The sequence below is a fragment of the Bathymodiolus japonicus methanotrophic gill symbiont genome (genome assembly GCF_019721995.1).
Lineage (GTDB): Bacteria > Pseudomonadota > Gammaproteobacteria > Methylococcales > Methylomonadaceae > Methyloprofundus.
Genome location: NZ_BLYC01000003.1, coordinates 280,210 through 304,157, shown reverse-complemented (window position 1 = coordinate 304,157; position 23,948 = coordinate 280,210). Strand labels below are relative to the sequence as shown.

Sequence of the window (23,948 nt, the reverse complement as noted above, 5' to 3'; positions counted from 1 at the left end):
ACGGCCGATATTCTTCCGGGGTTTGCTCGATTTCATTATGTAATTGTTGAGTATAGTCAGGGCTAGTATTTGTCATTGCAAGCATCTCTCCTTCATAGAACAACAAAATAGTATTTTATCAGTTTAGGTAGTTTCTGGCGATATTTCAGCTATGGTTTAGATGACAGGTAACCTAATCTAAACAACTGAAGTTTCCTAGTTTTTAAAGCATAAGAATATCAGCTAATGCTTATTTTTCTGAAATATTAGATATTACTAATATTAATGGCGTTCCGTTGACTAAAAGCCTTGAACTCTTTTTAAAAACAACAGGTTAATCGTGAATGAGGCCTGGTTTTAGTGTATAATGAAAGTTTCTAACACATTGATTATACAAACAAACCGGCCTCATTCATGTTCATTTTACGCGATATTTTACTCCCGCTTCAAGATCATTTTTCCGAAACCACTTTAGGCCGCGAACGAGCCTCTCTGTTTGTTTACACGATCCTGTCTATTATCGTTCCTTTTACGTCATCAATGACCTCTAATCTTTGGCGTTGCCTTGATACGTTGTTTGGGTTTGAGATCAAGAATAAGCGCTTTTACACTTTCATGGCTTCTTCAACTTTGCCGTGGGCTGTGGAAAACTATCTGGGAGCTGATTCCGTCTCCTGAAACAGATGGGCGCATATTGGTTGCACTGGATGACTCCATTATCACTAAAGTAGGCAAAAATATCTTCGGCTGTGAAGCCATTTTTGACCACGCGGCCAAATCGAATCAAAGCAAATATCCATGGGCACAAAACATTGTATCGGTAGGGTTGCTGAAACAGGTCAAAGGTCGCTGGGCGTGCTTATTTTTAGATTTCCGATTTTATCTGCCCTTAAAAACAATTCAGGCAAAAAAAGAAACCGCCACGATAAGAGGTGATGTCGTTCCTTTCCAGACCAAGATGACTCAGGCGGCTCAAATGCTGATTGCAATTGCAGAACATTTTTCCACCGCTCCGATATTGACAGTCACTGATAGCTGGTTTGGCAACAATGGCCTATGGAAGCCTGTTTACAAAGCTATCGGAAGCCGGTTTAATATTCTCTCTAGGTTAAGGTGCAATAATGTACTGTACGATCGTCCAGAAAAAAGAAAACCCAAGCAGAGGGGGCGGAATAAAAAGTACGGGCAGCGTCTGGGGGCAGCCACAGACATGGCAAAAACAGTACAACAAAAGGCCCGATCGTATACCGTGAATCTCTATGGAAAACAGCGTGAAGTCAGGGCTTATAGTCGCGTTGTCATGCTGAAAACATTGAAACGACCCGTTCAGGTTGTCTGGGTGTTTCGTCGCACACAGTGGATTGCTTTGTTTACGACCGATCTAAGTTTATCCGTCACACAGATTATTGAGTATTATGGTGCGCGATGGAAAATCGAATCCGGGTTCAAAGCGCTCAAGCAAGACATAGGGAGTCAGAAAAGTCAGTGTCGAAATGCGCAGGCAGTGACCAACCATTTGAACTTCTGTATGATGGCAACAACGCTGACGTGGATTTACGCGGATCGTTTAAAAACCGATCCGGAACGTCGGCACAAAGTGAAGGGGTGAGCCAGTTTCGCATTTTCAGATATCCGCCGCATCATTGCCGAAGCGGCTTTGGATCCGGATTTTGAAAGGGTTTGCCCCAAATACAGCAGCTCCCCTGTAAATTCGGTGGTAGCCGTTTTATTGCGAATGGTTGCTTGATGAATTTCTAAGAAACTTCAGTCTAAACAATAACTCAGTCTGTAAACTTTTTCCACTAGACTGCTTAAGCCGCGCTGCCTGAAATTTTCATTGTGCTGCAGGCTATCTTCTGTACCCAACAGCTCTATGGCAAATGTGTCTCCGAATAAGTGATGAACTTCCGCTGAAAATCAGGGAAACGGAGCCTAAGCGAAGTGATGATTTTTAGTCCGCGATAGCCGTAGGGCCGTTGTTTTGTCGGAGTCTGAGCGTTAGCGAAGGTGGAGACAAAATAAAAGGCCATCCGACACGGCGTCAAGTCATTTGGAGCCTATGTTCCGACCCCTTGTTGGGTCGGGACGAGGTGACGAGGACGAATCGGGGCCGCCGGAGGCATAAGTGGTCGCGTTAAGTTTTTGCCGCTTGCTTGGGCTGGGATGCCCAAAACAAGCTTTCGCAAAAATAGCGACTCCCCGCATTTTCATCGACAGAGAAGGGTGGGCCGGACATTTCATGCTGTGCATATTCAAGCTAACTAATAAAATATTAGTTAGCTTGGGTAGAATATTATTTAGGTGCTGGGTGTATTCCTGGCGCGTCTCTGTAGGTAGGGCAACCAGAGCTGCCCGATCATATATTGCGTTACATTCATCCAGTTGTGTGCAACCCAGATCGAAAAAATTGCCCTGATAAATGCTCAGACCATCTGCTTCCCAGAGTCGAAATGCGCCGCAGTCTGAGATCATGGCTTCCAGTTTGTTTTCAGCAAAAAAGTTTTCTACCGCTAATGGACTGGTTTCTACACCGACAACATGATAACCCTGCGACAGTAACCATAATATATCTCTGCTCTTTCCGCACAGGGGTACAAATATCGTACTATTACCCGGAATGTTTAGGGACTCCCAGAATTTTTGTAAATGGGCGTTGACTTCCTGTCATGGAAGCCTATCTGGTTTTGCTGCCAGCGTTCGAGCCAAAAATCTGTGTGCATTATGCTACCTCATGTTTGTGCTAAGGCGCGGGGATTATTGAATTCTCGCTCCCAGGCTTATTATAAATGAAACAAGGGTAATTAATTTACTGAAGTTTCCCAATTATTGAGTAGCTGAAATACACAATGCTGGTGTATCGAGGTTTATTTTAGGTGGTTTTGCTATGTTTATAGCAAACCCCTACTTAATTCCCCTTAGGCAATAGCATTTGAAACGAATGAAAAGACTATTTTTTCATATAGTTGTAGCATAGTTTCAATTTTACCATAAATAATTATTGGGAAACTTCAGTTAATTTACTGACTTTGACAGTAAGGGCTATTTTCAGCACAATAATAAAAAAACACGCAGCAACGGTGGTAGTACTTTGAATCAAATTTTATGCGCGGCAAGTAGAGACTTTCGAGCTACATGGAAGACTTTGCTAATAACCGACCTTTTCTACAAATTTATCAGCTTCCTGGTGTTTTCCTCGGTTGTCGGTATCGCATTTCGCACCATGCTCAGTCTTTCCGGTAGAGCTGTGCTTGCCGATGAAGATATCCTGTACTTTTTGCTAGAACCCATAGGTTGGGTTAGTGTGATTGTTGTCGGTGCTATATCGCTGGGGATTTTAGCCTTTGAGCAGACGGCATTAATGGGCGTGTTACAGGCCAATATAATGATCCCCAAAAACTAGACCAGCATTTAAGATAGAATCTTGCCCTCAAAACTGAGGATTAAGAAATGACCATAAATCGGAAGAAGCATAGTACGCAAACCAAAGTAAAAGTGGTATTAGACGTACTAAAAGGGGAAAAGACAAGAGCTGAAATTACCGCGAAATATGGTATTCATGCAACACAAATCAACAATTGGAAAAAAGCTGTATTAGAGGTTATTCCTGAAGCATTCTCGACTAAAAGGAAACAACAGGATAATGACCAGCAGGCTTTAGTTGACGATCTGTACAAGCAGATAGGGCAACTGGAAGTAGAGAATGATTTTCTAAAAAAAATCTATGACTCTTCCACTTGCGACTCGAAAAATGTGGATAGAGCCAGGTCATTCAGAGTTAAGTATCAGAAAGCAGTGTTGCTTGTTGAGCATCAACAGGTCAAGTTTATATTACCGACCCGTTGGCATAGATGACTATACCCTGATGCTGATGCATGAATTGGATAAACAATATACCGAAACACCCTTTTACGGTGTCTTGAAAATGACGGAGCATTTGAGATCTCAAGGGCACCAGGTCAATCCGAAGCGAGTGAGACGGTTACTAAGGCAGATGGGGCTGGAAGCGGTATATCCAAAGCCAAGACTAAGTCATGGCAACTCAGAGCATAAGATCTATCCTTATTTACTGAGGAACCTGCAGATCGAGCGATGCAATCAGGTCTGGAGTACGGATATTACCTACATCCGCATGAAGCATGGTTTTGTCTATCTGATGGCCATTATTGACTGGCATAGCCGATATGTACTTAATTGGGCGTTAAGTACGACAATGGACGCAGACTTTTGCATAGCAGCCCTTAATGAAACACTAAGTTCATCACAGTGTGAAATCTTTAATACGGGCCAGGGAAGTCAATTCACAACGAATCGATTTACAGGGCCCTTATTGGAGAAAGGAATCCGTGTTAGCATGGATGGCAGAGGCCGCGCATTGGATAATATTTTTGTTGAACGATTGTGGCGATCAGTCAAGTATGAAAAGGTCTATCTGAATGACTTTCAGACAGTGAATGAAGCATATTTAGGGCTGAAAGACTATTTTGAATTTTACAATCACAGGCGAATTCATCAGTCCTTGGACTATCGAACGCCAGTGGAGGTTTATTATAAAAAAAACGGTCTATACGTGAGAGTCCCTGCAGGCGGACTCCATGTGGACAAAGCGTGAATTTCCTACGGAACGTGTGGATAAGCTGATGGAAAACGATAAAGCCGTTTCCCACGAACTTACCCACACTAATTCACCCTTTGACCACATTTCACCGCAGTCGGCAAAGAGTAGTATCAAAACGCCTGCGGCGCAATAATAACAAATTATTAATATAAAAAGGGAAGGGCTATCTTAACTATTTAATAAATTGGTCTGGACAATGGGGAGTATTATACTTAAGCAATGCAGATGCTGACTTTTTTGCGGTAAATCTGGATCTTTCCAGTCGCAGCTTCGTGCGCTCGGTGCATGATAATTCCAAGCAGGTTTTTGTCTGGACGGTCAATGATGCACCGACGATCTCCAGGCTAATTGGCCGGGGTGTAGATGGGCTTATTACCGATAAACCAGCTGTTGCACGGATGGTTCTGCAGCATCGTGCGAATATGCCCGCTATCGGGCGCGTTATGCTGGAATTAGCCGAAACTCTGGGCGTATCACCTGAAACTGGAGAATAGTAAATAATTACACTAAATATAGCTACTAAATGAACGAATTAACCCTGGATCCACTTTTTATATTTGTCACGATAGGCAGCATTTTATTGCTAGCCTGTCTATTGTTGCAGTTGTTCGTATTACGCAAAGTGAACGCATTATCTCAATCTAATGTGGAACAAATTAAATTCGAACTGGTCAACTTGCTGCAGCAAAATGAAGACAGCTTAAAACAAGGCTTAAGTGAGTCGCGTAAAGAATTACGCGATGTCAGTGCTGATAACCGGCGTGAAATAAACGGATTATTTATCAGCTTTCAAGATACGCTATTGAAACGGGTTAGTGAAAATAGTAGTGGGCAAAGCCGTCAATTAGATACGTTTAAAACCTCGCTCAGTGGATTATCAGAAAATTTGATTCGTAACTCTAGTGAACTTAAGCGCAGTGTTAGTTTATCATTTCAGGAAACCAGTGAAGCTCTGAATAAAAAGCAGGATGAGTTTAGGGAAAAAACTCAGGATAAATTAAATGCGTTTGAGCAAAGCATTACAAGTGATGCGAAAGAAAACCGGCAGGAGCTAAATGCCAGTCTAAAATCATTTGAACAGAAGTTTTCTTTGGTGAATAAAGAATTTACCGAGCAACTGGGGCATAAATTTGCTGACCTGAAAACCCAGCAACTGGCCGCGAGCCTACAGGAAAAAACCAGTATAGTTGAGATCAGGGAAACTATTGAAAAACAACTAAAAGCGATTCGCGAAGATAATACGCAACAACTAGGTGAGATGCGTAAAACTGTAGATGAAAAGCTGCATGAGACGCTGGAAAAAAGGCTGGGCGAGTCCTTCAAGCTAGTGAGTGAGCGCCTAGAACTGGTGCATAAAGGGCTAGGCGAGATGCAAAATCTGGCAGTTGGTGTTGGTGATCTGAAAAAAGTGCTCTCAAATGTCAAGACACGGGGCATTCTGGGGGAATATCAACTAGGTAATATTCTAGAGCAAGTGCTTGCGCCTGAGCAATACGCTGTTAATGTGGCGACCAAAAAAGGCAGTCAGGCGAATGTCGAATATGCCGTTAAACTACCTGGTAAATCCGATGAAAAAGTCGTCTGGTTGCCGATTGATTCCAAATTCCCACTTGAGAGCTATCAATTATTATTACAGGCAATAGAGGCAGGCGATCAGGTTAAAATTGACCAGGCTCAAAAACAATTACTCAAAGCGATAGAAGGTTTTGCCAAAGATATCAGTACAAAATATATCGATCCACCCAATACCACTGATTTCGCAATTATGTTTTTACCGGTGGAAAGCCTGTATGCAGAAGTCTTGCGTCACCCAGAATTATTTGAGAAATTACAGCGCACATACCGAATCACCATTACCGGCCCTACGACCTTATCTGCGCTACTCAATAGCTTGCATATGGGCTTTAGAACGCTGGCGGTACAAAAACGCAGTAGTGAAGTCTGGAAGGTGTTAGCAGAAGTAAAAACTGAATTCGTTAAATATGCCGGGCAACTAGACAAGGTGCAAAAACAACTCAATACTGCCTCAAGTTCGCTGGAGAATTTGCAATCGACACGGACTAGCGCGATGGAGCGTAAACTCCGTGGTGTTGAAACATTGGAGATTGACAAAGCTGCTGATTCATTAGATATTCTGAATAGCCCGGCCAATAACTCAGCGGATTGAATAGCAAGGTTAAACGCTGAAACCAGGCTCAACATGTGTGGAGTGTATTAGCCTTAGAGATTCTAGAAAAAAGCTAAAGCTTTTATACTCCTGTTTGTTGATGTATTTAATAAATTACTGGGCCTTGTATTTAGAGCTTCAATCCGCAATACCTGCACACTCTTCCAGGTAAAAGATACACCGTTTTTACATACTTCATTTATCAGACAACTATGATTTTTTTCAATAAATTTAGATTTTTTTCGCTATTGTTGCTTTTGTTATTAAATCTTGCAAAGCCGATACTTGCTGCCGATATCAGCGTGAGTGTCGATCGTAATCCAGTTAATTTGCAAGAATCTTTCCAGCTTACCTTTACCGCAAATGATGACCCCGATGGTGAACCCGACTTTGCTCCGTTGGAAAAGGACTTTGATATTTTAAATCAATCGAAGCAACAATCAGTACAGATTATCAACTGGGAAAAAACCAAGTCCATACAGTGGGTTTTAACCGTGATGGCAAAGCGAGAGGGTAGTCTGGTTATTCCCGCGATTAACTTTGGCCAGGATAGCAGTCAGTTTGCTGCGGTGATTGTTAATGAAGCTAACAATGCTCAAGTTGCCGGACAGACGAATGAAGATTTAGTTTTACAGGTTGAAGTTGACTCGACCCAGCCCTATATACAAGAACAGGTCATCTATACCTTAAAGCTCTTGCGTAAAGTCAATATTTCCCAGGCAAGTTTAACCGAGCCGGAATTACAGGATGCAGTGATCGAAAAACTGGGTGAAGACAAGAATTACAATACCCGGTTTCAGGGGGAGGACTATGTTGTTACAGAACGTAAATATGCCATTTTCCCACAAAAAAGTGGCACTATGACCATACAGCCGCTGACCCTGACCGCCGAAGTTATTCTTCCTGGTCAACGCCGGATGAATAGCTTTTTTAATCGGCAACGTACACGCACAAAACGGGTAGTATCGAATGCGGTTGAGTTGACTGTAAAAGCTAAACCTGCGGGCGCTGGATCAAACTGGTTACCCGCTAAACAGATTGCATTACAGGAAAAATGGACTGACCAGCTAGAGCAAATAGCTGTCGGTCAGCCGATTACCCGAACCATTACTTTATATGCCGATGGAGCGACAGTCGGAGTGTTACCTGAATTATTTGTCGATAATATGCTGCAACATTTAAAAGCCTACCCTGACCAGCCTGTTTTAAATGAAGAGGCTAAAAATGATGGGGTTCTCGCCTTTAGGGAAGAGAAAATCGCACTGATTCCTGGTCAGACGGGTAGCTATACTTTGCCAGCCATTGAAATTCCGTGGTGGAATACCAATACTCGGAAAATGGAAATAGCGCGTATTCCCGAGCGCACTATTACCGCGATTGATGCAACTGACTCAGCGCCTGGATTAGAGCCGATACCGCCAATTATTACGCCAGCACCGGTTACATCTGACAGTAATGAACAGCTGGAAGCAAGTGGCGTAAAGCACGCAAGTTCCTTATGGTTCTGGTTAGCCATATTTTTTGCTGGTGGCTGGCTGCTTACATTAGTGTATTTTTTATCTAGAAAAAAGGCTCAGACAGCAAAGCGCCAAAATACAACAGCGAAAAAATCATCAGCAGAAAAAGATCTACAAAAAGCCTGTGCAAAAAATGCATCGATAATGGCTAAAGATGCTTTATTCCAATGGGGGCGTGAGCAGTTCAAGCAATCCAGTCTCAGCAAAATTGCGGAGCAATGTGAACCGCTTTTACAGGCAGAAATACTAGCCCTGAATACGGCTTTATATAGTGCTAAAGCAGAAGAATGGCAAGGTGAAGAGCTCTGGGAAGCTTTTCAGAAGCATCAGTCAGCTGATGTGGGAAAATCTGCTCAGGATGATCCGCTACAGCCCTTGTTTAATATTTAGGCTGTTTTCATACTAATAATAATGCTGAAAACGCAGTTGACTGCTATAAATGATTATTATACTAATGATCGTAAAAACGGGGCACCTGTTGGGTGAGCGTCCTCCGCCGCACAGTTACCCCCCGTGTCAGGATAGTTTTCGCCTTATTTGAAAAATAATAACTCAAACAAGGGGCGGAAAAATAAAACCATGACAACTCAATACCCAAAAGAAAGACAGGCGCGCCATGCTACCTCACGAAATTCCGGGACTCCTGTCGCCGTAATTCGTTCACCTACGCAGCGAATAGGAGATGCTCCAGCCGCCCTGCGTCCGCCACAGACTGAGCACAAAGCAGCTCAGTCATGGCTACCACAAATGGCTCTACGGCTATTCGGGATAAAATTTTAGCCTCCCTCGCGCGCTATCGCGCACTTCGGATTGGCAAATTTCCCTGCGCCTTCTGGAGACTATCAGCCCGTCCGGGGCTGACAGCGAAAGATGCCATCATTAACAAAATGCTTCCCCCCTTAAATATGAGCGTACCTGAATTAGCTAAGGCCGAAAATATTCCTTACGGAACGCTGTATACGTGGAAGCAAACTTATGTTGATAAGAAGTGCAAAAACACTAAAAACACAAGCCATTCTCCTATACAGTGGACAACCGAGAAAAAATTATCAGCCATTATAGAAACAAGTACCCTGAGCGAGCAAGAGTGTAATGAATATTGTCGTACACGTGGGCTTTATAAAGCTGAACTTGAGTCCTGGAAGACCCATTTTATTAAGGGATCAGAGCAAAACGTGACGCAAGAAAAAACAGATAGAAACGTATTAAAACAATTACGTAGTGAAAACAAAAAATTAAAGAAAGAGCTTAATCGCAAAGAGAAAGCACTTGCAGAAACAGCGGCCTTATTGGTGCTTAGAAAAAAGCTGGATGCGCTCTGGGAGGAAAACGAGGACGCTTAATTCCTCACTCAGAGCGCGTAAATTATGTCACATGGATCAATGAAGCTATTGAACAAGGTGCCAGAAAGGGCAAAGTCTGTAATATTGTTGGTATCAGCATTCGTACCTTACAAAACTGGCAAGTTAACGGAGGAGTAGAGGCCGATAGAAGGTCGGATGCCATACGCCCATCTCCTAATAATAAATTAAGCGAATATGAGCAACTTGCTATTTTAATGACCTGTAATGAGGACGAGTATGCCAATTTACCACCGAGTCAAATCGTCCCTATCCTGGCAGACAAAGGCATCTACATTGCCTCCGAATCATCATTTTATCGAGTGTTGCATAAAGCAGAACAAGTCACACATAGAGGGCGGGCTAAAGAGCGCAAAAACACCTCCAAACCAACGAGTTATATCGCAGAAAAAGCGAACCAGGTATGGACGTGGGATATCAGCTACATGCCAACACCCATCGTGGGTCAGTTCTACTATTTATATATGATATAGTTTCTCAGATAAATAATTTCCAAATTTGGAGCGCTTAAACTTAGGCGGTAACAACGAAATCTTCCCGCAATTTTTGCATAACACAAATCACTTTACTGGCATCATGCATATAAGTGTTAAAAGTTTGCACAACTGAATCATGAAGATCTTCAAAAGTTTTAAAATACTTCATATGAGTCGAATCGCGTTTCGTATTTTTCCATAATTTCTCAATCGGATTAAAATCCGGCGAGAACGCAGGGAGACGTTCTACTGTCAAACGATCTACATTAGCTAACTTAAATTCCTTAATAACACCGCTTCCATGATACGGGGCACCATCTTCAATTAGAATAATCTTGCCTTTATAATAAGCCAGCAATTGTGTTAAAAACTCAACATAGCTTTCACCATTAAAACGCCCAGATGTTTCAACGTGTTGTAATATCATTGGCTTATAACTCTCGATTAAGACGTTGTCGGCAATAGAATATATCGCTTCCATAAAAAGCTTCTGTGTTGGATATTTCTCATTTTTTAAGCTTTTAAGAATAGCTAAAAATTCTTGAGGCAGCCCAGCTTCTTTTAAAAGTCTAAGTGACTTTGGTTTTATCTCATAAGCCAATGATTCTCGGTATTGAAAACTCCCTCCTTCGAGTTCGATCGTACCAAACATTTTCAACCCTTTTCGAATCCCTGATGTTTTCACTGTGGGTTGCTCTCCTATTGGAGCCCAGGTTCGTGCCAATGAACCCCACATAGCAAATGACACCTCCGCTGAAAATCAGGGAAACGGAGCCTAAGCGAAGTGATGATTTTTAGTCCGCGATAGCCGTAGGGCCGTTGTTTTTTCGGAGTCTGAGCGTTAGCGAAGGTGGAGACAAAATAAAAGGCCATCCGACACGGCGTCAAGTCATTTGGAGCCTATGTTCCGACCCCTTGTTGGGTCGGGACGAGGTGACGAGGACGAATCGGGGCCGCCGGAGGCATAAGTGGTCGCGTTAAGTTTTTGCTGCTTGCTTGGGCTGGGATGCCCAAAACAAGCTTTCGCAAAAATAGCGACTCCCCGAATCACCGAATAAAACGACACTCTTTTCTTCTACCGCCTTTTCCATAATGGCAGGCAATGTTTCTTCCAGCCACGTTTTTCTTTCAAGCTCGTACTTTTCTTCTTCTTGGCGATCAGTCACAAAACGAGCTTTTTGATAACTGAAGCCCAGTTTTTTCATTAGGCTTGATAAATAGTTCAAGTTATAACGAACTTCAAATTTTAACCAAATAAGCTCGGCAATCATCGCAGTATTCCATATTCCACAATGAAATCCATTGTCTTCTGGGCCTTTCTTTATCAACTCAACCAATCTATTTTTCTGGTCTTTAGTTAACTTTGACTTCCGACCACGTCCTTGATAGTGTTGCCCTATTAACCAACCGACACCTTTATGCATGAATGTTTTCAGCCAATTTATAATGGTTTTTTCACAGACTCCCATTAGGCGTGCTATTTCTTTGATTCCCATGCATTCACTGAACCAGAGTAGAGCTTGAGTTAATCGATATAAACAAATATTACTTAGCTTGAGAGCTGTCGCCATATTTTTTTTTAGTCGGTCTACAATTGACTTTGAAAAAGTGAGGGATACCATTTTTGACTGTTTCCGTTAGTGTTGGGACGAAAATTATAAGCCAGTTTCCCCTCTGTCGTTTTTGTTTGTTCGGAAATTAATTTTCTGAAAGTCTATAGAGGGCATTTATAGCCGAAAAATAGTCGGGGCTGAAGTGTATGAACAAGAAAGTGGCGAAGATGCCGCTACACTACTTGAGCGTAGCCTATTAAAGGAAAAAATGATGTATAACCCATGGTGCTCCATTCTGATAATGGCGCACCAATGAAATCACTCACCTTGCGCAGCAAAATGTATGATTTAAACTTAACCAGCTCATACAGCCGCCCACGAGTGAGTAATGACAACCCTTATTCTGAAGCTTTGTTTAGAACGGTAAAGTATTGTCCTGACTGGCCTGGCAGTGGCTTTGATAGTCTTGATGAAGCCCGGGAATGGGTAGGTAACTTTGTCGAATGGTATAACAACGAGCACCGGCACAGCAAAATAAAATTCGTCACACCTGCGGAACGACATGAAGGAAAAGACAAAAATATTCTTGAAATGCGAGATAAATTATATCTCCAGAAGAAAAAAGAAAAACCTTCCAGATGGTCTGGCTCAACCAGAAACTGGGATGCTACAGAGCCAGTTTCATTAAATCCTGACAGGATTGATGAAGCGGCTTAAATAATTTAGGCGAAAACTATCTTGAAACTGAAGTTTCCCAATAATTATTTATGGTAAAATTGAAACTATGCTACAACTATATGAAAAAAAATAGTCTTTTCATTCGTTTCAAATGCTATTGCCTAAGGGGAATTAAGTAGGGGTTTGCTATAAACATGGCAAAACCACCTAAAATAAACCTCGATACACCAGCATTGTGTATTTCAGCTACTCAATAATTGGGAAACTTCAGTTCTAGGACAATACCTGTAAAAATGACTGTCTTAATCATCAGTGTTCCCATTGAAAGAAGAAGTACCTAAACAAAGCAGCCTATAACCTACCTGAAGGTAGCACCACTCGAATATTTCCATCTTTTTGATTTTAATCACTTATAACAGCAAATAGACACTCTGTAGGCACCGTAAAAAAACAACAAATAATTTCGAATAAAGCTTGCAATTGCCGAAAGAATTTTTTAAAAATTTCCGTTTTAATCACCTCATAAACGGATATCACCCATGCTTAAAGACCTACCACTCTCTGAACATATTCACCAACACTGCAATGAAAGTATGGAACGTGCCCTGTTAGCAGAGCGTCATCCTTTGTGGGCTCGTTCATGCCCAGAGTTGAAGGATATATCGACTTTATTCGCCTTGGGTTATTACGCTGTATCAGTGTAGTCGATAGTGGTCGCCATTTCCTCCAAACCAATGAACAGATTTATGGCCAGCTACTTCCCCACTCAACGTATTTTAAATCACTGAAGTCGCATAGACGAACAAGTATGCTTGAGGCATTTGAACAGCAGAGCTATCATCTTCACGCTGAAACACTGCTATCGCAAGGCATTGATTATCTTAAACTCGATGTTCAAGTTTTTCCATCCCATTGCCATCAAACTCTTACCTTCACCCAGCAGAACAATACTTTAATGATGCTGTTGGCCCTAAGCGCCCTAAATCTCTGCCAATCATATGTTTTCCTGATGGCATCAGTTGAAACACATCCTTTATTAATTCACCTATAGACTTTCAGAAAATTAATTTACGAACAAACAAAAACGACAGAGGGGAAACTGGCTTATAATTTTCGTCCCAACACTAACGGAAACAGTCAAAAATGGTATCCCTCACTTTTTCAAAGTCAATTGTAGACCGACTAAAAAAAATATGGCGACAGCTCTCAAGCTAAGTAATATTTGTTTATGTCGATTAACTCAAGCTCTACTCTGGTTCAGTGAATGCATGGGAATCAAAGAAATAGCACGCCTAATGGGAGTCTGTGAAAAAACCATTATAAATTGGCTGAAAACATTCATGCATAAAGGTGTCGGTTGGTTAATAGGGCAACACTATCAAGGACGTGGTCGGAAGTCAAAGTTAACTAAAGACCAGAAAAATAAATTGGTTGAGTTGATAAAGAAAGGCCCAGAAGACAATGGATTTCATTGTGGAATATGGAATACTGCGATGATTGCCGAGCTTATTTGGTTAACCCATCTTCGTCACTATTGATGATGTAGTTGTTATAAATCAATTGGTTGAAATTTTAAAAAGTAGCTAGTTGGCACTACAGATTTTGTGTTTTTGTATAAAACGTTGGATTTTTTAGAGTATTTTTGTAGCATGTAAATTACACTCAAATAATGATGATTTTTTTGACAAAAGTCAATGAATTTATCAACAAAAATAATATAAATGGCACTACAAAACTTTCAAAAAAAACACCATTGATTTTAAAGAGAATTTTCGACAAAAAATCGCTTAAACCGATGAATCAATGGCTTAGAAAGATGAAAGTGACGAAGATGGGTTAAAATTTGAAGTTCGTTATAACTTGAACTATTTATCAAGCCTAATGAAAAAACTGGGCTTCAGTTATCAAAAAGCTCGTTTTGTGACTGATCGCCAAGAAGAAGAAAAGTACGAGCTTGAAAGAAAAACGTGGCTGGAAGAAACATTGCCTGCCATTATGGAAAAGGCGGTAGAAGAAAAGAGTGTCGTTTTATTCGGTGATGAGGTGTCATTTGCTATGTGGGGTTCATTGGCACGAACCTGGGCTCCAATAGGAGAGCAACCCACAGTGAAAACATCAGGGATTCGAAAAGGGTTGAAAATGTTTGGTACGATCGAACTCGAAGGAGGGAGTTTTCAATACCGAGAATCATTGGCTTATGAGATAAAACCAAAGTCACTTAGACTTTTAAAAGAAGCTGGGCTGCCTCAAGAATTTTTAGCTATTCTTAAAAGCTTAAAAAATGAGAAATATCCAACACAGAAGCTTTTTATGGAAGCGATATATTCTATTGCCGACAACGTCTTAATCGAGAGTTATAAGCCAATGATATTACAACACGCTGAAACATCTGGGCGTTTTAATGGTGAAAGCTATGTTGAGTTTTTAACACAATTGCTGGCTTATTATAAAGGCAAGATTATTCTAATTGAAGATGGTGCCCCGTATCATGGAAGCGGTGTTATTAAGGAATTTAAGTTAGCTAATGTAGATCGTTTGACAGTAGAACGTCTCCCTGCGTTCTCGCCGGATTTTAATCCGATTGAGAAATTATGGAAAAATACGAAACGCGATTCGACTCATATGAAGTATTTTAAAACTTTTGAAGATCTTCATGATTCAGTTGTGCAAACTTTTAACACTTATATGCATGATGCCAGTAAAGTGATTTGTGTTATGCAAAAATTGCGGGAAGATTTCGTTGTTACCGCCTAAGTTTAAGCGCTCCAAATTTGGAAATTATTTATCTGAGAAACTATATAAGTTTCTTGAGACGCAATTTTGTGTTTGATATGTTTCATTTAGGAATTATTTTCTTCACCTATTCCTGCAAGGGAAGAGTTACACAGTTCATTTAATACAACTCTCAATAGGTGCTAGTTAATACGCAATTAATCAAACCAGTTTTCGACTCGCAAACCATTAAAATCCTTAAAGTCCTCAGTATTTCGAGTAACAAAGACAAGTTGATTAACACTTGCTACTGCAGCAATTTCACTGTCATATTTTGCGGGGATGATGCCTTTAGATTTTAAGCGAGCTCTTTCTTCGGCTAGCCATTCGGCTGCATTTTTTCAAAAAGGAAGAATACTAAAGTCATCTGAAGTTTCCCAATTATTGAGTAGCTGAAATACACAATGCTGGTGTATCGAGGTTTATTTTAGGTGGTTTTGCCATGTTTATAGCAAACCCCTACTTAATTCCCCTTAGGCAATAGCATTTGAAACGAATGAAAAGACTATTTTTTTCATATAGTTGTAGCATAGTTTCAATTTTACCATAAATAATTATTGGGAAACTTCAGCTAAAGTCATCTTCCCGTAGTAAATTCAAGTAAGATTCTAGTTCATTTCTACGCTTGCTATTTTCAACATCAGTGTTCCCCTATCAATTGAGGCCGTGAAACTAACCTCGCCACAAGAGAGCTCATAAAGCACTGTAAAGACATTCCTGTTATTATTGCGTTTTGAACTGCCCGAATGGTATACGAGCTGATACGAGATATTCTTGCCTGGAAAAATAATGGGGTCACAAAACGATCTCGTTTTTGAGCCTGTTGCTGCCTAATCTCCAGAGCCTCGCTATATTTTTTATCCGATGGATGAATCAATTCTGGCTGTTGTGTTTTTGAAATCTCTTCAAACACGCGCATTAAATTATAGCTCATTGCAGTCAGGCGCATTTGATTTTCAAGTGAGTGGGTATTGGAAGACCAAGCTTTAGTTTCCTTGAAATTACTTTTAGTGTTACTCGATGTTCAAGTTTTTGATATTGAGAAGGTAAAATCAGGTATTCTGAGGTTGTTGTAATTTTATCGGTGTAAGCCCATGTTAATGAATGTCCCAGCCACCTTTATCCAAAGCTATATTGACGATTTAAATGATGCGCTCAATCAGCTAAAACCCAGAGCCGCTTTGACACGGATTCAAGCCGCTTGGTTGGGCACTTGTTTAACGGGCATACTGCTAATGAACTCTATTTGCTGGGCTAAGTTTGAGCGAGCAAGCCTTGGAGATTGCAAAGTAGCCGCATTATCCTGGGTGTTTCGTAAAGCAAGTATACCCTGTGACTGGTTGCTACGGGTGAGTGTGGTCTTAATTTTAAAACGTTATGGCATTACTGAAGGTGTGTTGGCCTTTGATGAATCAGACCGAGCACGATCTAAGTCTACAAAACGTATTTATAAGGTTTACAAGCAGAAACACAAAGGCTCCGGCGGGTATGTTAATGGACAAACGATAGTATTATTGCTGCTAGTTACCTCATCCATTACAGTGCCTGTCGGTTTTTTCTTTTATATGCCGGATCCAGCCTTAAAGCAGTGGGATAAAGAAGATAAACGGTTGAAAAAGAGCGGTATAGCAAAAAAAGATCGGCCTATTAAGCCTGAACGTGACAGTGCCTACCCGACCAAAACAGAGATTGCATTAGGCTTATTAAAAGAGTTTAAAGTTGCGCATAGCCTGATTAAAATTAAAGGCGTACTGGCTGATGCGCTGTATGGTGAAAAAGCCTTTATGGACGAAGCCGCTAAAGAATCTGGAGGCTCGCAGGTGATTAGCCAATTACGTAAAAACCAAAATATTGAATATAGAGGTAGAATAAGGTCAGTCGAGAGCTACCGCTGTCAGCCCCGGACGGGCTGATAGTCTCCAGAAGGCGCAGGGAAATTTGCCAATCCGAAGTGCGCGATAGCGCGCGAGGGAGGCTAAAATTTTATCCCGAATAGCCGTAGAGCCATTTGAGGTAGCCATGACTGAGCTGCTTTGTGCTCAGTCTGTGGCGGACGCAGGGCGGCTGGAGCATCTCCTATTCGCTGCGTAGGTGAACGAATTACGGCGACAGGAGTCCCGGAATTTCGTGAGGTAGCATGGCGCGCCTGTTTAATTCGATTAACAAAGGCATTGATCAGATAATACGTGTACGTGGCGGCAAAGAGATTAAAGTGACTGTCAGCAGTGCACGATTGAAGGTGAGTTCTCACAGTAAAAAACGCTTTGTCATTGCCTTAAAATATGACGGTGAAAACGACTATCGCTATTTAGTGGCGACAGACCTGACTTGGCGCACACAAGATATTATTCAAGCCTATACGTTGAGATGGCTGATTGAGGTTTTCTTTGAGGACTGGAAGCTTTATGAAGGATGGGGGCGTGAAGCCAAACAATTAGATGAAGAGGGATCAAGCCGTGGCCTGATTCTGACGCTGAAAATCAGGGAAACGTAGCCTAAGCGAAGTGATGATTTTTAGTCCGCGATAGCCGTAGGGTCGTTGTTTTGTCGGAGTCTGAGCGTTAGCGAAGGTGGAGACAAAATAAAAGGCCATCCGACACGGCGTCAAGTCATTTGGAGCCTATGTTCCGACCCCTTGTTGGGTCGGGACGAGGTGACGAGGACGAATCGGGGCCGCCGGAGGCATAAGTGGTCGCGTTAAGTTTTTGCTGCTTGCTTGGGCTGGGATGCCCAAAACAAGCTTTCGCAAAAATAGCGACTCCCCGCGTCTTTTGTTTGACCATTGCCTTCTCCTTCACCCAGAGCAAATAGCCCGCATTGAATGCAAACTACCTGCGTATACCGTAGGAAGCTTACAGCGCAAGTCTCAAATGGATGTACTGCTTGAGTTCATCACGTCATTGCTAGAGTTTCCAGAACCTGGTGATAAGCTGAAAGAGTTAGGTGAATTAATAAAGGATGTGTTTCAACTGATGCCATCAGGAAAACATATGATTGGCAGAGATTTAGGGCGCTTAGAGCCAACAGCATCATTAAAGTATTGTTCTGCTGGGTGAAGGTAAGAGTTTGATGGCAATGGGATGGAAAAACTTGAACATCGAGTATCAGGGACTAAAAATCACCACTTCGCTAAGCTCCGTTTCCATGATTTTCAGCGGGCGAGGTTAGTTTCACGGCCTCAATTGATAGGGGAACACTGATGATAAATATACCATAAATGGCCATATTATTGCGATTACTTCAGTATTTAATCGCGAGTTTGTTCTGCGTAGATCACAGGGAAGTTATTTGCTCCCCGGCACTAAACAACTCCGCTAATTCATTAATTCTCTGCTCATCCGGCATATCTGTATACACTCCGCTCATAACTTGCTCAGTCTGCATGCCGCGAACAAACAAATACCGTACTCCGCCAAAGTGTTCTGTAAATTGATAACCGGGCAGGCGTTGTTGCAGGTATTGATGCAAAACCACACTATACAGCCAATATTGCAAACCGTAATTATGCTCACGCATCGCTTGCGTTAAAGTCTCGGGCTGATAATCGCTTAAGGCATTGCTTTTATAATCCAGCACATAGTAGCGATCTTTATAAACAAAAATTAAATCAATAAAGCCGGTTAAGTAGCCTTGCATTTGTTTGTCAGACAAAGGTTGAAAAGCAGGGCTATCTTGCAGGATATTATTAATTTCTTCGGTTGCAAAATCAGCCAGGCTTAAATAAAAGGGCATCTCCTTTAAGCAGAATTGTTCATTTATATTAGCTAGGTAAAAATCGCTATCATTATTGCTTAGCTGTGTCGTTACAGTCTGATAGAGCAATTCATTCAGAATATCCGGCATTTCAATTTTTAAGCCATAGCGCTGACAGCTAGAATCACGTTGCTGGCTAATATCTTCACGCTTTGCTAAAGCTGTAAAACTAATATTTTCCAGTAAATCATGGATAACATTTCCGGTATGCGCACCTTTTGCTAATGCGAATTGAGTTTGCTCAATTATCAGCGCGGTATCATTGCTCTCTCCGAATTTATCCAGAGGTAATTCAGTTGCTTCATGTAGGCTTAAATAAGATAAGGCTGTGTAACTGCTCATCTGCCAGTTGCTATATAAATGTCGCTTTTGTGCGGGCAGGGATAAACCCACACCTTGCTCAGTCTCCTTAAACGTACCTTGTAACTCGTTACCGGTATCTAGTAACTGATAGGCGAAGCTATCAGGGAAATCAGCGGCTAACTGCTGCAAGGTTTCTTGCTGTTCAGCGAATGGCATATCGGCGTGTTGATATAACAGATAAGCCAGTGCGGATTGGTTCGGCTTCTTGCTGGAGCGGCTATCCAGCCAGGTGACATAACAGCGATATTTAGCCCGCGTTAATGCAACATAGAGTATGCGCAAATCCTCGGCTAATTCCTCTTCCAGTGCATGCTCCCGGTGTTGCTCAAATAAATCTGAGCCAAAATCAACCAGCATCTGATCTTGTGCATGACAGGTAATAGTCAGCTTTTCTTTCCCTAGGCGATCACTGCGCCCCCATAGATAGGGGCAGAAAACAATAGGATATTCCATCCCCTTGGAGCGATGCATGGTAACAATTTTAACCGCATCGGCATCACTTTCCAGACGCAATTGCTGTTCATCGCCAGCATTATTTTCTGCGCTAACCTCTGCGCGCAGCCATGCGATGGTTTTAAGTATTCCTAAATGCTCATCCAGGCTTGCTTGCTGCACCAGCTCCAGCAAATGATGCAGATTGGTGATGCGCCGCTCTGCCTGCGCTGATTGACTTAGGTGTACGCGTACATTTTCCCGGCTTAAAAAGCGTAACATCATCGCCATAAAGCCTTTTTTCTGCCATAGCTCATGGTAATCTTGAAAGCGACTGACCCAGGCACCTAGTTGCACTTCATCATTCAGTATCTGATAGAGCTGCTGCCCATCCAAAGCAAACCATGACAGGCTTAAAGCTTGCTTTAACAGCGCCATATCACCCGCTTGCGCCAGGGCTTGCATCAGCCTATGTAAATCAACCGCTTCGACACTGGCAAAAACAGAGTCGGTACTATTCAGTACCGCGGGAATTCCTGCCTGCTTCAAGATGTCCCGATACAGCGCGGCCTGCTTATTGGTACACACTAAAATAGCGATATCGGCCGGCTGGATAGGCCGTTTTTCAGTATCACTTTGTAAATAGGTCTCCCCATCCAGCAGGCTTAAAACCTCATGAGTGACTGCTATTTTTATTTCCTCGGCTGCTTTACCGTTCGTCCAGTAACCACTAGAGCTATCACTTTCAGCTAACTGCCATAACACTAGGGGGGCAAGAGCCTGACCATTCTGCACCAATGTGCCCTGGGCTGCATCCAGAGCAGGTTTAACAGGATGAAATTCTAAATCCTGAAACACAAAAGGATTCTCACAACGACTAAATATCTGGTTAATCGCCTGCACTAAAGCAGGGTGAGAGCGCCAGTTCTGTCCCAGGGTATAATGCTGCTGAGCTTGTTGTTTGGCCTGCAAATAAGAGTGAATATCCGCACCACGAAATTTATAAATCGCCTGCTTTGGATCACCAATTAAATATAAGAATTGCCTAGCATCCGCAAATAAATGCGAGAAAATATGCCATTGATTCTGATCGGTATCCTGGAATTCATCTATTAATGCCACGCGATATTGTAGAGCGATAGCGGTAATTAATTGCGCGCCACCACGACTGTCTATTGCCTCTGTCGTGCGGCTAATCAAGCTATCATGTGACATAATATTCAGCTGTTGCAGACGTGTTTCCAGAGTTTGTTGCAGCTCCTCCGCCAGTGCGCGGCGCAACATCAAACTCACCTTTTGACTGGCACTTGCTAAAAGATCAAACACACGACTGTCAAAATTCAGCTGGTCTTTATACTTAACACGTATCTCATTCTGCAGATTCTCACTGCTGAGTAATTTAAACTCCGCCTCACTTGGGCAGGGGCAACTAAAATGCTCCGTTGCTTCTGCTGTCGCCTCTAGCCATTGCCTAAAATGCTGGAAGGCTTCCGGGAAATTATCGGTGTATGCTTTTTTAAAATAGCCTGAATCCACTGCCTCCTGTATTACTTCCCCTTGGGCATCCAAGGCATTTTTAGCTGTACAGGCTAGTGTTTTAAGAGCTACTAGTAAGCGGTTTAAATCTTCAGATTCTGGGTAGATAGCAAGCGTAGGCGGGAAGTTACCCAGACTGTTTAATAAAGCATCTGGCGTAGTATATTGATGGCAAAGTATGGAAACTTCCCAGGCATCACGTGGATAAATTGTCTTACGCCAGAAATCTTCACTTATCTGCTGACGTACAGCCAGCGTCTTATCACTCAGCTCCACATCAAACATCTGCCCACTTTCCAAGGCATGCTCTTTTAATAAACGCTGGCAAAAGCCATGAATGGTAAAAATCCCTGCCTGATCAATACTTAACAAGGCATTGCTTAAGCGCTGTACGGCAAGTTTATGATCGATTTCAGTATTTTCCAGCAGTTGCTCTGCCCATAGACATATATTGGCATCCAGCCCAGCGGGAGGCTGGCCAGTTAAGAACTGCTTCGCTTCGACTAAACGCGCACGCACCCGCTCTCTAAGCTCCTTAGTTGCCGCTTTGGTAAAAGTAACAATTAATAACTGCTCAACAGGATAATTCAACTCAACGACAAAGCGTAAGGCAAGCATGGCGATGGCATAGGTTTTACCTGTGCCGGCGCTGGCTTCTAATAAGTTAATTCCCGGCTTTAATTCCGTTGCAATAGGGTTGAAATTGTATTTATCTATTTGCATCTAGGAACCTTATTTATATGTAGTTCATCAGTGTTCCCCTGTCAATTGAGGCCGTGAAACTAACCTCGCCACAAGAGAGTTCATAAAGCACTGTAAAGACATTCCTGTTATTATTGCGTTTTGAACTGCTCGAATGGTATACGAGCTGATACGAGATATTCTTGCCTGGAAAAATAATGGATTCACAAAACGATCTCGTTTTTGGGCCTGTTGCTGCCTAATCTCCAGAGCCTCGCTATATTTTTTATCCGATGGATGAATCAATTCTGGCTGTCGTGTTTTTGAAATCTCTTCAAACACGCGCATTAAATTATAGCTCATTGCAGTCAGGCGCATTTGATTTTCAAGTGAGCGGGTATTGGAAGACCAAGCTTTAGTTTCCTTGAAATTACTTTTACTCGATGTTCAAGTTTTTCCATCCCATTGCCATCAAACTCTTACCTTCACCCAGCAGAACAATACTTTAATGATGCTGTTGGCCCTAAGCGCCCTAAATCTCTGCCAGTCATATGTTTTCCTGATGGCATCAGTTGAAACACATCCTTTATTAATTCACCTAACTCTTTCAGCTTATCACCAGGATCTGGAAACTTTAGCAATGACGTGATGAACTCAAGCAGTACATCCATTTGAGACTTGCGCTGTAAGCTACCTACGGTATACGCAGGTAGTTTGCTTTCAATGCGGGCTATTTGCTCTGGGTGAAGGAGAAGGCAATGGTCAAACAAAAGACTCAGAATCAGGCCACGGCTTGATCCCTCTTCATCTAATTGTTTGGCCTCACGCCCCCATCCTTCATAAAGCTTCCAGTCCTCAAAGAAAACCTCAATCAGCCATCTCAACGTATAGGCTTGAATAATATCTTGTGTGCGCCAAGTCAGGTCTGTCGCCACTAAATAGCGATAGTCGTTTTCACCGTCATATTTTAAGGCAATGACAAAGCGTTTTTTACTGTGAGAACTCACCTTTAATCGTGCACTGCTGACAGTCACTTTAATCTCTTTGCCGCCACGTACACGTATTATCTGATCAATGCCTTTGTTAATCGAATTAAAGTAGCTCTCGACTGACCTTATTCTACCTCTATATTCAATATTTTGGTTTTTACGTAATTGGCTAATCACCTGCGAGCCTCCAGATTCTTTAGCGGCTTCGTCCATAAAGGCTTTTTCACCATACAGCGCATCAAGCCAGTACGCCTTTAATTTTAATCAGGCTATGCGCAACTTTAAACTCTTTTAATAAGCCTAATGCAATCTCTGTTTTGGTCGGGTAGGCACTGTCACGTTCAGGCTTAATAGGCCGATCTTTTTTTGCTATACCGCTCTTTTTCAACCGTTTATCTTCTTTATCCCACTGCTTTAAGGCTGGATCCGGCATATAAAAGAAAAAACCGACAGGCACTGTAATGGATGAGGTAACTAGCAGCAATAATACTATCGTTTGTCCATTAACATACCCGCCGGAGCCTTTGTGTTTCTGCTTGTAAACCTTATAAATACGTTTTGTAGACTTAGATCGTGCTCGGTCTGATTCATCAAAGGCCAACACACCTTCAGTAATGCCATAACGTTTTAAAATTAAGACCACACTCACCCGTAGCAACCAGTCCCAGGGTATACTTGCTTTACGAAACACCCAGGATAATGCGGCTACTTTGCAATCTCCAAGGCTTGCTCGCTCAAACTTAGCCCAGCAAACAGAGTTCATTAGCAGTATGCACGTTAAACAAGCGCCCAACCAAGCGGCTTGAATACGTGTCAAAGCCGCTCCGGGTTTTAGCTGATTGAGCGCATCATTTAAATCGTCAATATAGCTTTGGATAAAGGTGGCTGGGGCATTCATTAACATGGGCTTACACCGATAAAATTACAACAACCTCAGAATACCTGATTTTACCTTCTCAATATCAAAAACTTGAACATCGAGTATAACAGTTTATTTTTTATGTTGGCCTGTAATACAGTAAGCGATATCGCGATAATGCCAGTATAATACCGCTCATCAACAAGCAATGACTTTA

General features: G+C 42.1%; 31 protein-coding genes and 4 pseudogenes. 19 read left to right on the top strand and 16 right to left on the bottom strand.

Features of this window, described 5'->3' with window-relative positions; translation table 11 throughout:
- The first annotated feature begins 393 nt into the window (after nt 1-393).
- Nucleotides 394-1,726 (top strand): annotated as a pseudogene (locus K6984_RS06770) (IS701 family transposase).
- Nucleotides 1,727-1,850: 124 nt separating this feature from the next.
- Here the strand turns inward: K6984_RS06770 and K6984_RS06765 are convergent.
- The 3 genes and pseudogenes from K6984_RS06765 to K6984_RS36040 all read right to left on the bottom strand — a co-directional run.
- Entirely contained in the window at nt 1,851-2,009 is a 159-nt protein-coding gene (locus K6984_RS06765) for a hypothetical protein (protein WP_221894792.1), read from the bottom strand.
- A 27-nt stretch (nt 2,010-2,036) separates the two neighbouring features.
- Nucleotides 2,037-2,165: a hypothetical protein gene (locus K6984_RS32775; protein WP_263458600.1), complete on the bottom strand. Its 129-nt coding sequence runs from the start codon at nt 2,163-2,165 to the stop codon at nt 2,037-2,039.
- Between the two features lie 61 nt (nt 2,166-2,226).
- Nucleotides 2,227-2,628: pseudogene (locus K6984_RS36040) on the bottom strand (class I SAM-dependent methyltransferase); the annotation flags it as partial.
- A gap of 439 nt (nt 2,629-3,067) precedes the next feature.
- Between K6984_RS36040 and K6984_RS06755 the strand changes: the two are divergent.
- From K6984_RS06755 to K6984_RS06735, 5 genes are all read left to right on the top strand, one after another.
- Nucleotides 3,068-3,379, top strand: a complete 312-nt coding sequence (locus K6984_RS06755) for a hypothetical protein (RefSeq protein WP_221894791.1) — start codon at nt 3,068-3,070, stop codon at nt 3,377-3,379.
- A 47-nt stretch (nt 3,380-3,426) separates the two neighbouring features.
- Nucleotides 3,427-4,588, top strand: a protein-coding gene (locus tag K6984_RS06750; protein ID WP_420831648.1) for an IS3 family transposase whose coding sequence is annotated in 2 segments (ribosomal slippage) — nt 3,427-3,692 and nt 3,691-4,588 — 1,164 coding nt in all. Because the reading frame shifts where the segments join, the coding sequence is not laid out codon by codon here.
- A 185-nt stretch (nt 4,589-4,773) separates the two neighbouring features.
- Complete coding sequence (locus tag K6984_RS06745) at nt 4,774-5,088, top strand: glycerophosphodiester phosphodiesterase family protein (RefSeq protein WP_338024466.1); 315 nt, start codon at nt 4,774-4,776, stop codon at nt 5,086-5,088.
- A gap of 29 nt (nt 5,089-5,117) precedes the next feature.
- Nucleotides 5,118-6,761, top strand: a complete 1,644-nt coding sequence (locus K6984_RS06740) for a DNA recombination protein RmuC (protein WP_221894788.1) — start codon at nt 5,118-5,120, stop codon at nt 6,759-6,761.
- A gap of 212 nt (nt 6,762-6,973) precedes the next feature.
- Nucleotides 6,974-8,668 carry a BatD family protein gene (locus tag K6984_RS06735; protein ID WP_221894787.1) on the top strand — a complete coding sequence of 565 codons (1,695 nt, stop codon included), beginning with the start codon at nt 6,974-6,976 and terminating at the stop codon, nt 8,666-8,668.
- A gap of 197 nt (nt 8,669-8,865) precedes the next feature.
- Here K6984_RS06735 and K6984_RS32770 read toward each other — a convergent pair whose 3' ends face one another.
- Nucleotides 8,866-9,000, bottom strand: a complete 135-nt coding sequence (locus K6984_RS32770; RefSeq protein ID WP_263458662.1) for a hypothetical protein — start codon at nt 8,998-9,000, stop codon at nt 8,866-8,868.
- Nucleotides 9,001-9,012: 12 nt separating this feature from the next.
- On the opposite strand from K6984_RS32770, the gene K6984_RS06730 reads away from it, so the two are divergent.
- Both K6984_RS06730 and K6984_RS06725 read left to right on the top strand, forming a co-directional pair.
- On the top strand, nt 9,013-9,621 hold the full coding sequence (locus tag K6984_RS06730; RefSeq protein ID WP_221894786.1) for a transposase: 609 nt from the start codon (nt 9,013-9,015) through the stop codon (nt 9,619-9,621).
- Nucleotides 9,622-9,836: 215 nt separating this feature from the next.
- Nucleotides 9,837-10,112: a hypothetical protein gene (locus K6984_RS06725; RefSeq protein ID WP_221894785.1), complete on the top strand. Its 276-nt coding sequence runs from the start codon at nt 9,837-9,839 to the stop codon at nt 10,110-10,112.
- 40 nt (nt 10,113-10,152) lie between these two features.
- On the opposite strand, the gene K6984_RS06720 is transcribed toward K6984_RS06725, so the two are convergent.
- Genes K6984_RS06720 through K6984_RS06710 form a run of 4 tightly spaced genes read right to left on the bottom strand, consistent with a single transcriptional unit; the run spans nt 10,153 to nt 11,737 of the window.
- Nucleotides 10,153-10,863, bottom strand: coding sequence for a transposase (locus K6984_RS06720; RefSeq protein WP_221894784.1), 711 nt, complete (start codon nt 10,861-10,863; stop codon nt 10,153-10,155).
- On the bottom strand, nt 10,815-10,988 hold the full coding sequence (locus K6984_RS06715; protein WP_221894783.1) for a hypothetical protein: 174 nt from the start codon (nt 10,986-10,988) through the stop codon (nt 10,815-10,817). The genes K6984_RS06720 and K6984_RS06715 overlap by 49 nt, the downstream gene beginning before the upstream one ends.
- A gap of 27 nt (nt 10,989-11,015) precedes the next feature.
- Nucleotides 11,016-11,144, bottom strand: a complete 129-nt coding sequence (locus K6984_RS32765) for a hypothetical protein (RefSeq protein ID WP_263458596.1) — start codon at nt 11,142-11,144, stop codon at nt 11,016-11,018.
- Nucleotides 11,093-11,737 carry a helix-turn-helix domain-containing protein gene (locus K6984_RS06710; protein ID WP_221894782.1) on the bottom strand — a complete coding sequence of 215 codons (645 nt, stop codon included), beginning with the start codon at nt 11,735-11,737 and terminating at the stop codon, nt 11,093-11,095. The genes K6984_RS32765 and K6984_RS06710 overlap by 52 nt, the downstream gene beginning before the upstream one ends.
- A 94-nt stretch (nt 11,738-11,831) precedes the next feature.
- Here K6984_RS06710 and K6984_RS06705 point away from each other — a divergent pair.
- From K6984_RS06705 to K6984_RS35660, 7 genes and pseudogenes are all read left to right on the top strand, one after another.
- Nucleotides 11,832-12,385: pseudogene (locus K6984_RS06705) on the top strand (transposase); the annotation flags it as partial.
- A gap of 500 nt (nt 12,386-12,885) precedes the next feature.
- Nucleotides 12,886-13,050 (top strand): hypothetical protein, encoded by a 165-nt coding sequence (locus tag K6984_RS06700; RefSeq protein ID WP_221894278.1) that lies wholly within the window; start codon nt 12,886-12,888, stop codon nt 13,048-13,050.
- Nucleotides 12,987-13,397, top strand: coding sequence for a hypothetical protein (locus K6984_RS06695; RefSeq protein ID WP_221894780.1), 411 nt, complete (start codon nt 12,987-12,989; stop codon nt 13,395-13,397). Before K6984_RS06700 ends, K6984_RS06695 begins: the two co-directional genes overlap by 64 nt.
- Before the next feature lie 142 nt (nt 13,398-13,539).
- Nucleotides 13,540-13,884: a helix-turn-helix domain-containing protein gene (locus tag K6984_RS06690; protein WP_221894779.1), complete on the top strand. Its 345-nt coding sequence runs from the start codon at nt 13,540-13,542 to the stop codon at nt 13,882-13,884.
- A gap of 143 nt (nt 13,885-14,027) precedes the next feature.
- Nucleotides 14,028-14,186, top strand: coding sequence for a hypothetical protein (locus K6984_RS06685; protein WP_221894778.1), 159 nt, complete (start codon nt 14,028-14,030; stop codon nt 14,184-14,186).
- Nucleotides 14,187-14,197: 11 nt separating this feature from the next.
- Nucleotides 14,198-14,287 (top strand): annotated as a pseudogene (locus tag K6984_RS32760) (helix-turn-helix domain-containing protein); the annotation flags it as partial.
- Between the two features lie 54 nt (nt 14,288-14,341).
- Nucleotides 14,342-15,100, top strand: coding sequence for a transposase (locus K6984_RS35660; RefSeq protein ID WP_338024465.1), 759 nt, complete (start codon nt 14,342-14,344; stop codon nt 15,098-15,100).
- 658 nt (nt 15,101-15,758) lie between these two features.
- On the opposite strand, the gene K6984_RS06675 is transcribed toward K6984_RS35660, so the two are convergent.
- Nucleotides 15,759-16,067, bottom strand: coding sequence for a hypothetical protein (locus tag K6984_RS06675; protein ID WP_221894776.1), 309 nt, complete (start codon nt 16,065-16,067; stop codon nt 15,759-15,761).
- 145 nt (nt 16,068-16,212) lie between these two features.
- On the opposite strand from K6984_RS06675, the gene K6984_RS06670 reads away from it, so the two are divergent.
- On the top strand, nt 16,213-17,031 hold the full coding sequence (locus tag K6984_RS06670) for a transposase (RefSeq protein WP_221894775.1): 819 nt from the start codon (nt 16,213-16,215) through the stop codon (nt 17,029-17,031).
- Here the strand turns inward: K6984_RS06670 and K6984_RS06665 are convergent.
- Complete coding sequence (locus K6984_RS06665; RefSeq protein ID WP_221894774.1) at nt 16,993-17,139, bottom strand: hypothetical protein; 147 nt, start codon at nt 17,137-17,139, stop codon at nt 16,993-16,995. The two genes, K6984_RS06670 and K6984_RS06665, sit on opposite strands and share 39 nt — an antisense overlap.
- Nucleotides 17,140-17,151: 12 nt before the next feature.
- Here K6984_RS06665 and K6984_RS06660 point away from each other — a divergent pair, with 12 nt between their 5' ends.
- Complete coding sequence (locus tag K6984_RS06660; RefSeq protein ID WP_221894773.1) at nt 17,152-17,301, top strand: hypothetical protein; 150 nt, start codon at nt 17,152-17,154, stop codon at nt 17,299-17,301.
- The gene (locus K6984_RS06655) at nt 17,256-17,612 is read left to right on the top strand and encodes a hypothetical protein (protein WP_221894772.1); all 357 of its coding nucleotides are present in this window, start codon (nt 17,256-17,258) and stop codon (nt 17,610-17,612) included. Before K6984_RS06660 ends, K6984_RS06655 begins: the two co-directional genes overlap by 46 nt.
- On the opposite strand, the gene K6984_RS06650 is transcribed toward K6984_RS06655, so the two are convergent.
- A complete protein-coding gene (locus K6984_RS06650; protein ID WP_221894771.1) occupies nt 17,568-17,711 on the bottom strand; it encodes a hypothetical protein in 144 nt (47 codons plus the stop codon). The genes K6984_RS06655 and K6984_RS06650 overlap by 45 nt on opposite strands.
- Before the next feature lie 27 nt (nt 17,712-17,738).
- Nucleotides 17,739-17,867 (bottom strand): hypothetical protein, encoded by a 129-nt coding sequence (locus K6984_RS32750; RefSeq protein ID WP_263458596.1) that lies wholly within the window; start codon nt 17,865-17,867, stop codon nt 17,739-17,741.
- On the opposite strand from K6984_RS32750, the gene K6984_RS06645 reads away from it, so the two are divergent.
- Nucleotides 17,845-18,174, top strand: coding sequence for a hypothetical protein (locus tag K6984_RS06645; RefSeq protein WP_221894770.1), 330 nt, complete (start codon nt 17,845-17,847; stop codon nt 18,172-18,174). The two genes, K6984_RS32750 and K6984_RS06645, sit on opposite strands and share 23 nt — an antisense overlap.
- A gap of 217 nt (nt 18,175-18,391) precedes the next feature.
- Here the strand turns inward: K6984_RS06645 and recB are convergent, their stop codons facing one another.
- From recB to K6984_RS30725, 4 genes are all read right to left on the bottom strand, one after another.
- Nucleotides 18,392-21,925: an exodeoxyribonuclease V subunit beta gene (gene recB / locus K6984_RS06640; RefSeq protein WP_230987950.1), complete on the bottom strand. Its 3,534-nt coding sequence runs from the start codon at nt 21,923-21,925 to the stop codon at nt 18,392-18,394.
- 27 nt (nt 21,926-21,952) lie between these two features.
- Nucleotides 21,953-22,261 carry a hypothetical protein gene (locus tag K6984_RS06635; RefSeq protein ID WP_221894769.1) on the bottom strand — a complete coding sequence of 103 codons (309 nt, stop codon included), beginning with the start codon at nt 22,259-22,261 and terminating at the stop codon, nt 21,953-21,955.
- A 107-nt stretch (nt 22,262-22,368) separates the two neighbouring features.
- Nucleotides 22,369-23,085, bottom strand: a complete 717-nt coding sequence (locus tag K6984_RS30730; RefSeq protein ID WP_230987949.1) for a hypothetical protein — start codon at nt 23,083-23,085, stop codon at nt 22,369-22,371.
- Nucleotides 23,086-23,110: 25 nt separating this feature from the next.
- Nucleotides 23,111-23,776 carry a transposase gene (locus K6984_RS30725; protein ID WP_230987948.1) on the bottom strand — a complete coding sequence of 222 codons (666 nt, stop codon included), beginning with the start codon at nt 23,774-23,776 and terminating at the stop codon, nt 23,111-23,113.
- Between the last annotated feature and the right edge of the window lie 172 nt (nt 23,777-23,948).

Bases quoted from the DNA above. Each gene is read 5' to 3' on its own strand.
- K6984_RS06645 (WP_221894770.1), top strand. From the start codon at position 17,845: ATGCCCAAAACAAGCTTTCGCAAAAATAGCGACTCCCCGCGTCTTTTG.
- K6984_RS35660 (WP_338024465.1), top strand. From the start codon at position 14,342: ATGGAAAAGGCGGTAGAAGAAAAGAGTGTCGTTTTATTCGGTGATGAG.
- K6984_RS06715 (WP_221894783.1), bottom strand. From the start codon at position 10,988: ATGGCCTTTTATTTTGTCTCCACCTTCGCTAACGCTCAGACTCCGAAA.
- K6984_RS06730 (WP_221894786.1), top strand. From the start codon at position 9,013: ATGGCTACCACAAATGGCTCTACGGCTATTCGGGATAAAATTTTAGCC.
- K6984_RS06740 (WP_221894788.1), top strand. From the start codon at position 5,118: ATGAACGAATTAACCCTGGATCCACTTTTTATATTTGTCACGATAGGC.
- K6984_RS06665 (WP_221894774.1), bottom strand. From the start codon at position 17,139: ATGGCTACCTCAAATGGCTCTACGGCTATTCGGGATAAAATTTTAGCC.
- K6984_RS06635 (WP_221894769.1), bottom strand. From the start codon at position 22,261: ATGCGCCTGACTGCAATGAGCTATAATTTAATGCGCGTGTTTGAAGAG.
- K6984_RS30725 (WP_230987948.1), bottom strand. From the start codon at position 23,776: ATGTTAATGAATGCCCCAGCCACCTTTATCCAAAGCTATATTGACGAT.
- K6984_RS06765 (WP_221894792.1), bottom strand. From the start codon at position 2,009: ATGGCCTTTTATTTTGTCTCCACCTTCGCTAACGCTCAGACTCCGACA.
- K6984_RS06650 (WP_221894771.1), bottom strand. From the start codon at position 17,711: ATGGCCTTTTATTTTGTCTCCACCTTCGCTAACGCTCAGACTCCGACA.
- K6984_RS30730 (WP_230987949.1), bottom strand. From the start codon at position 23,085: ATGGACGAAGCCGCTAAAGAATCTGGAGGCTCGCAGGTGATTAGCCAA.
- K6984_RS06735 (WP_221894787.1), top strand. From the start codon at position 6,974: ATGATTTTTTTCAATAAATTTAGATTTTTTTCGCTATTGTTGCTTTTG.
- K6984_RS06700 (WP_221894278.1), top strand. From the start codon at position 12,886: ATGCTTAAAGACCTACCACTCTCTGAACATATTCACCAACACTGCAAT.
- K6984_RS06695 (WP_221894780.1), top strand. From the start codon at position 12,987: ATGCCCAGAGTTGAAGGATATATCGACTTTATTCGCCTTGGGTTATTA.
- K6984_RS06710 (WP_221894782.1), bottom strand. From the start codon at position 11,737: ATGGTATCCCTCACTTTTTCAAAGTCAATTGTAGACCGACTAAAAAAA.
- K6984_RS06725 (WP_221894785.1), top strand. From the start codon at position 9,837: ATGACCTGTAATGAGGACGAGTATGCCAATTTACCACCGAGTCAAATC.
- K6984_RS06655 (WP_221894772.1), top strand. From the start codon at position 17,256: ATGGCGCGCCTGTTTAATTCGATTAACAAAGGCATTGATCAGATAATA.
- K6984_RS06670 (WP_221894775.1), top strand. From the start codon at position 16,213: ATGTTAATGAATGTCCCAGCCACCTTTATCCAAAGCTATATTGACGAT.
- recB (WP_230987950.1), bottom strand. From the start codon at position 21,925: ATGCAAATAGATAAATACAATTTCAACCCTATTGCAACGGAATTAAAG.
- K6984_RS06675 (WP_221894776.1), bottom strand. From the start codon at position 16,067: ATGCGCCTGACTGCAATGAGCTATAATTTAATGCGCGTGTTTGAAGAG.
- K6984_RS06690 (WP_221894779.1), top strand. From the start codon at position 13,540: ATGGCGACAGCTCTCAAGCTAAGTAATATTTGTTTATGTCGATTAACT.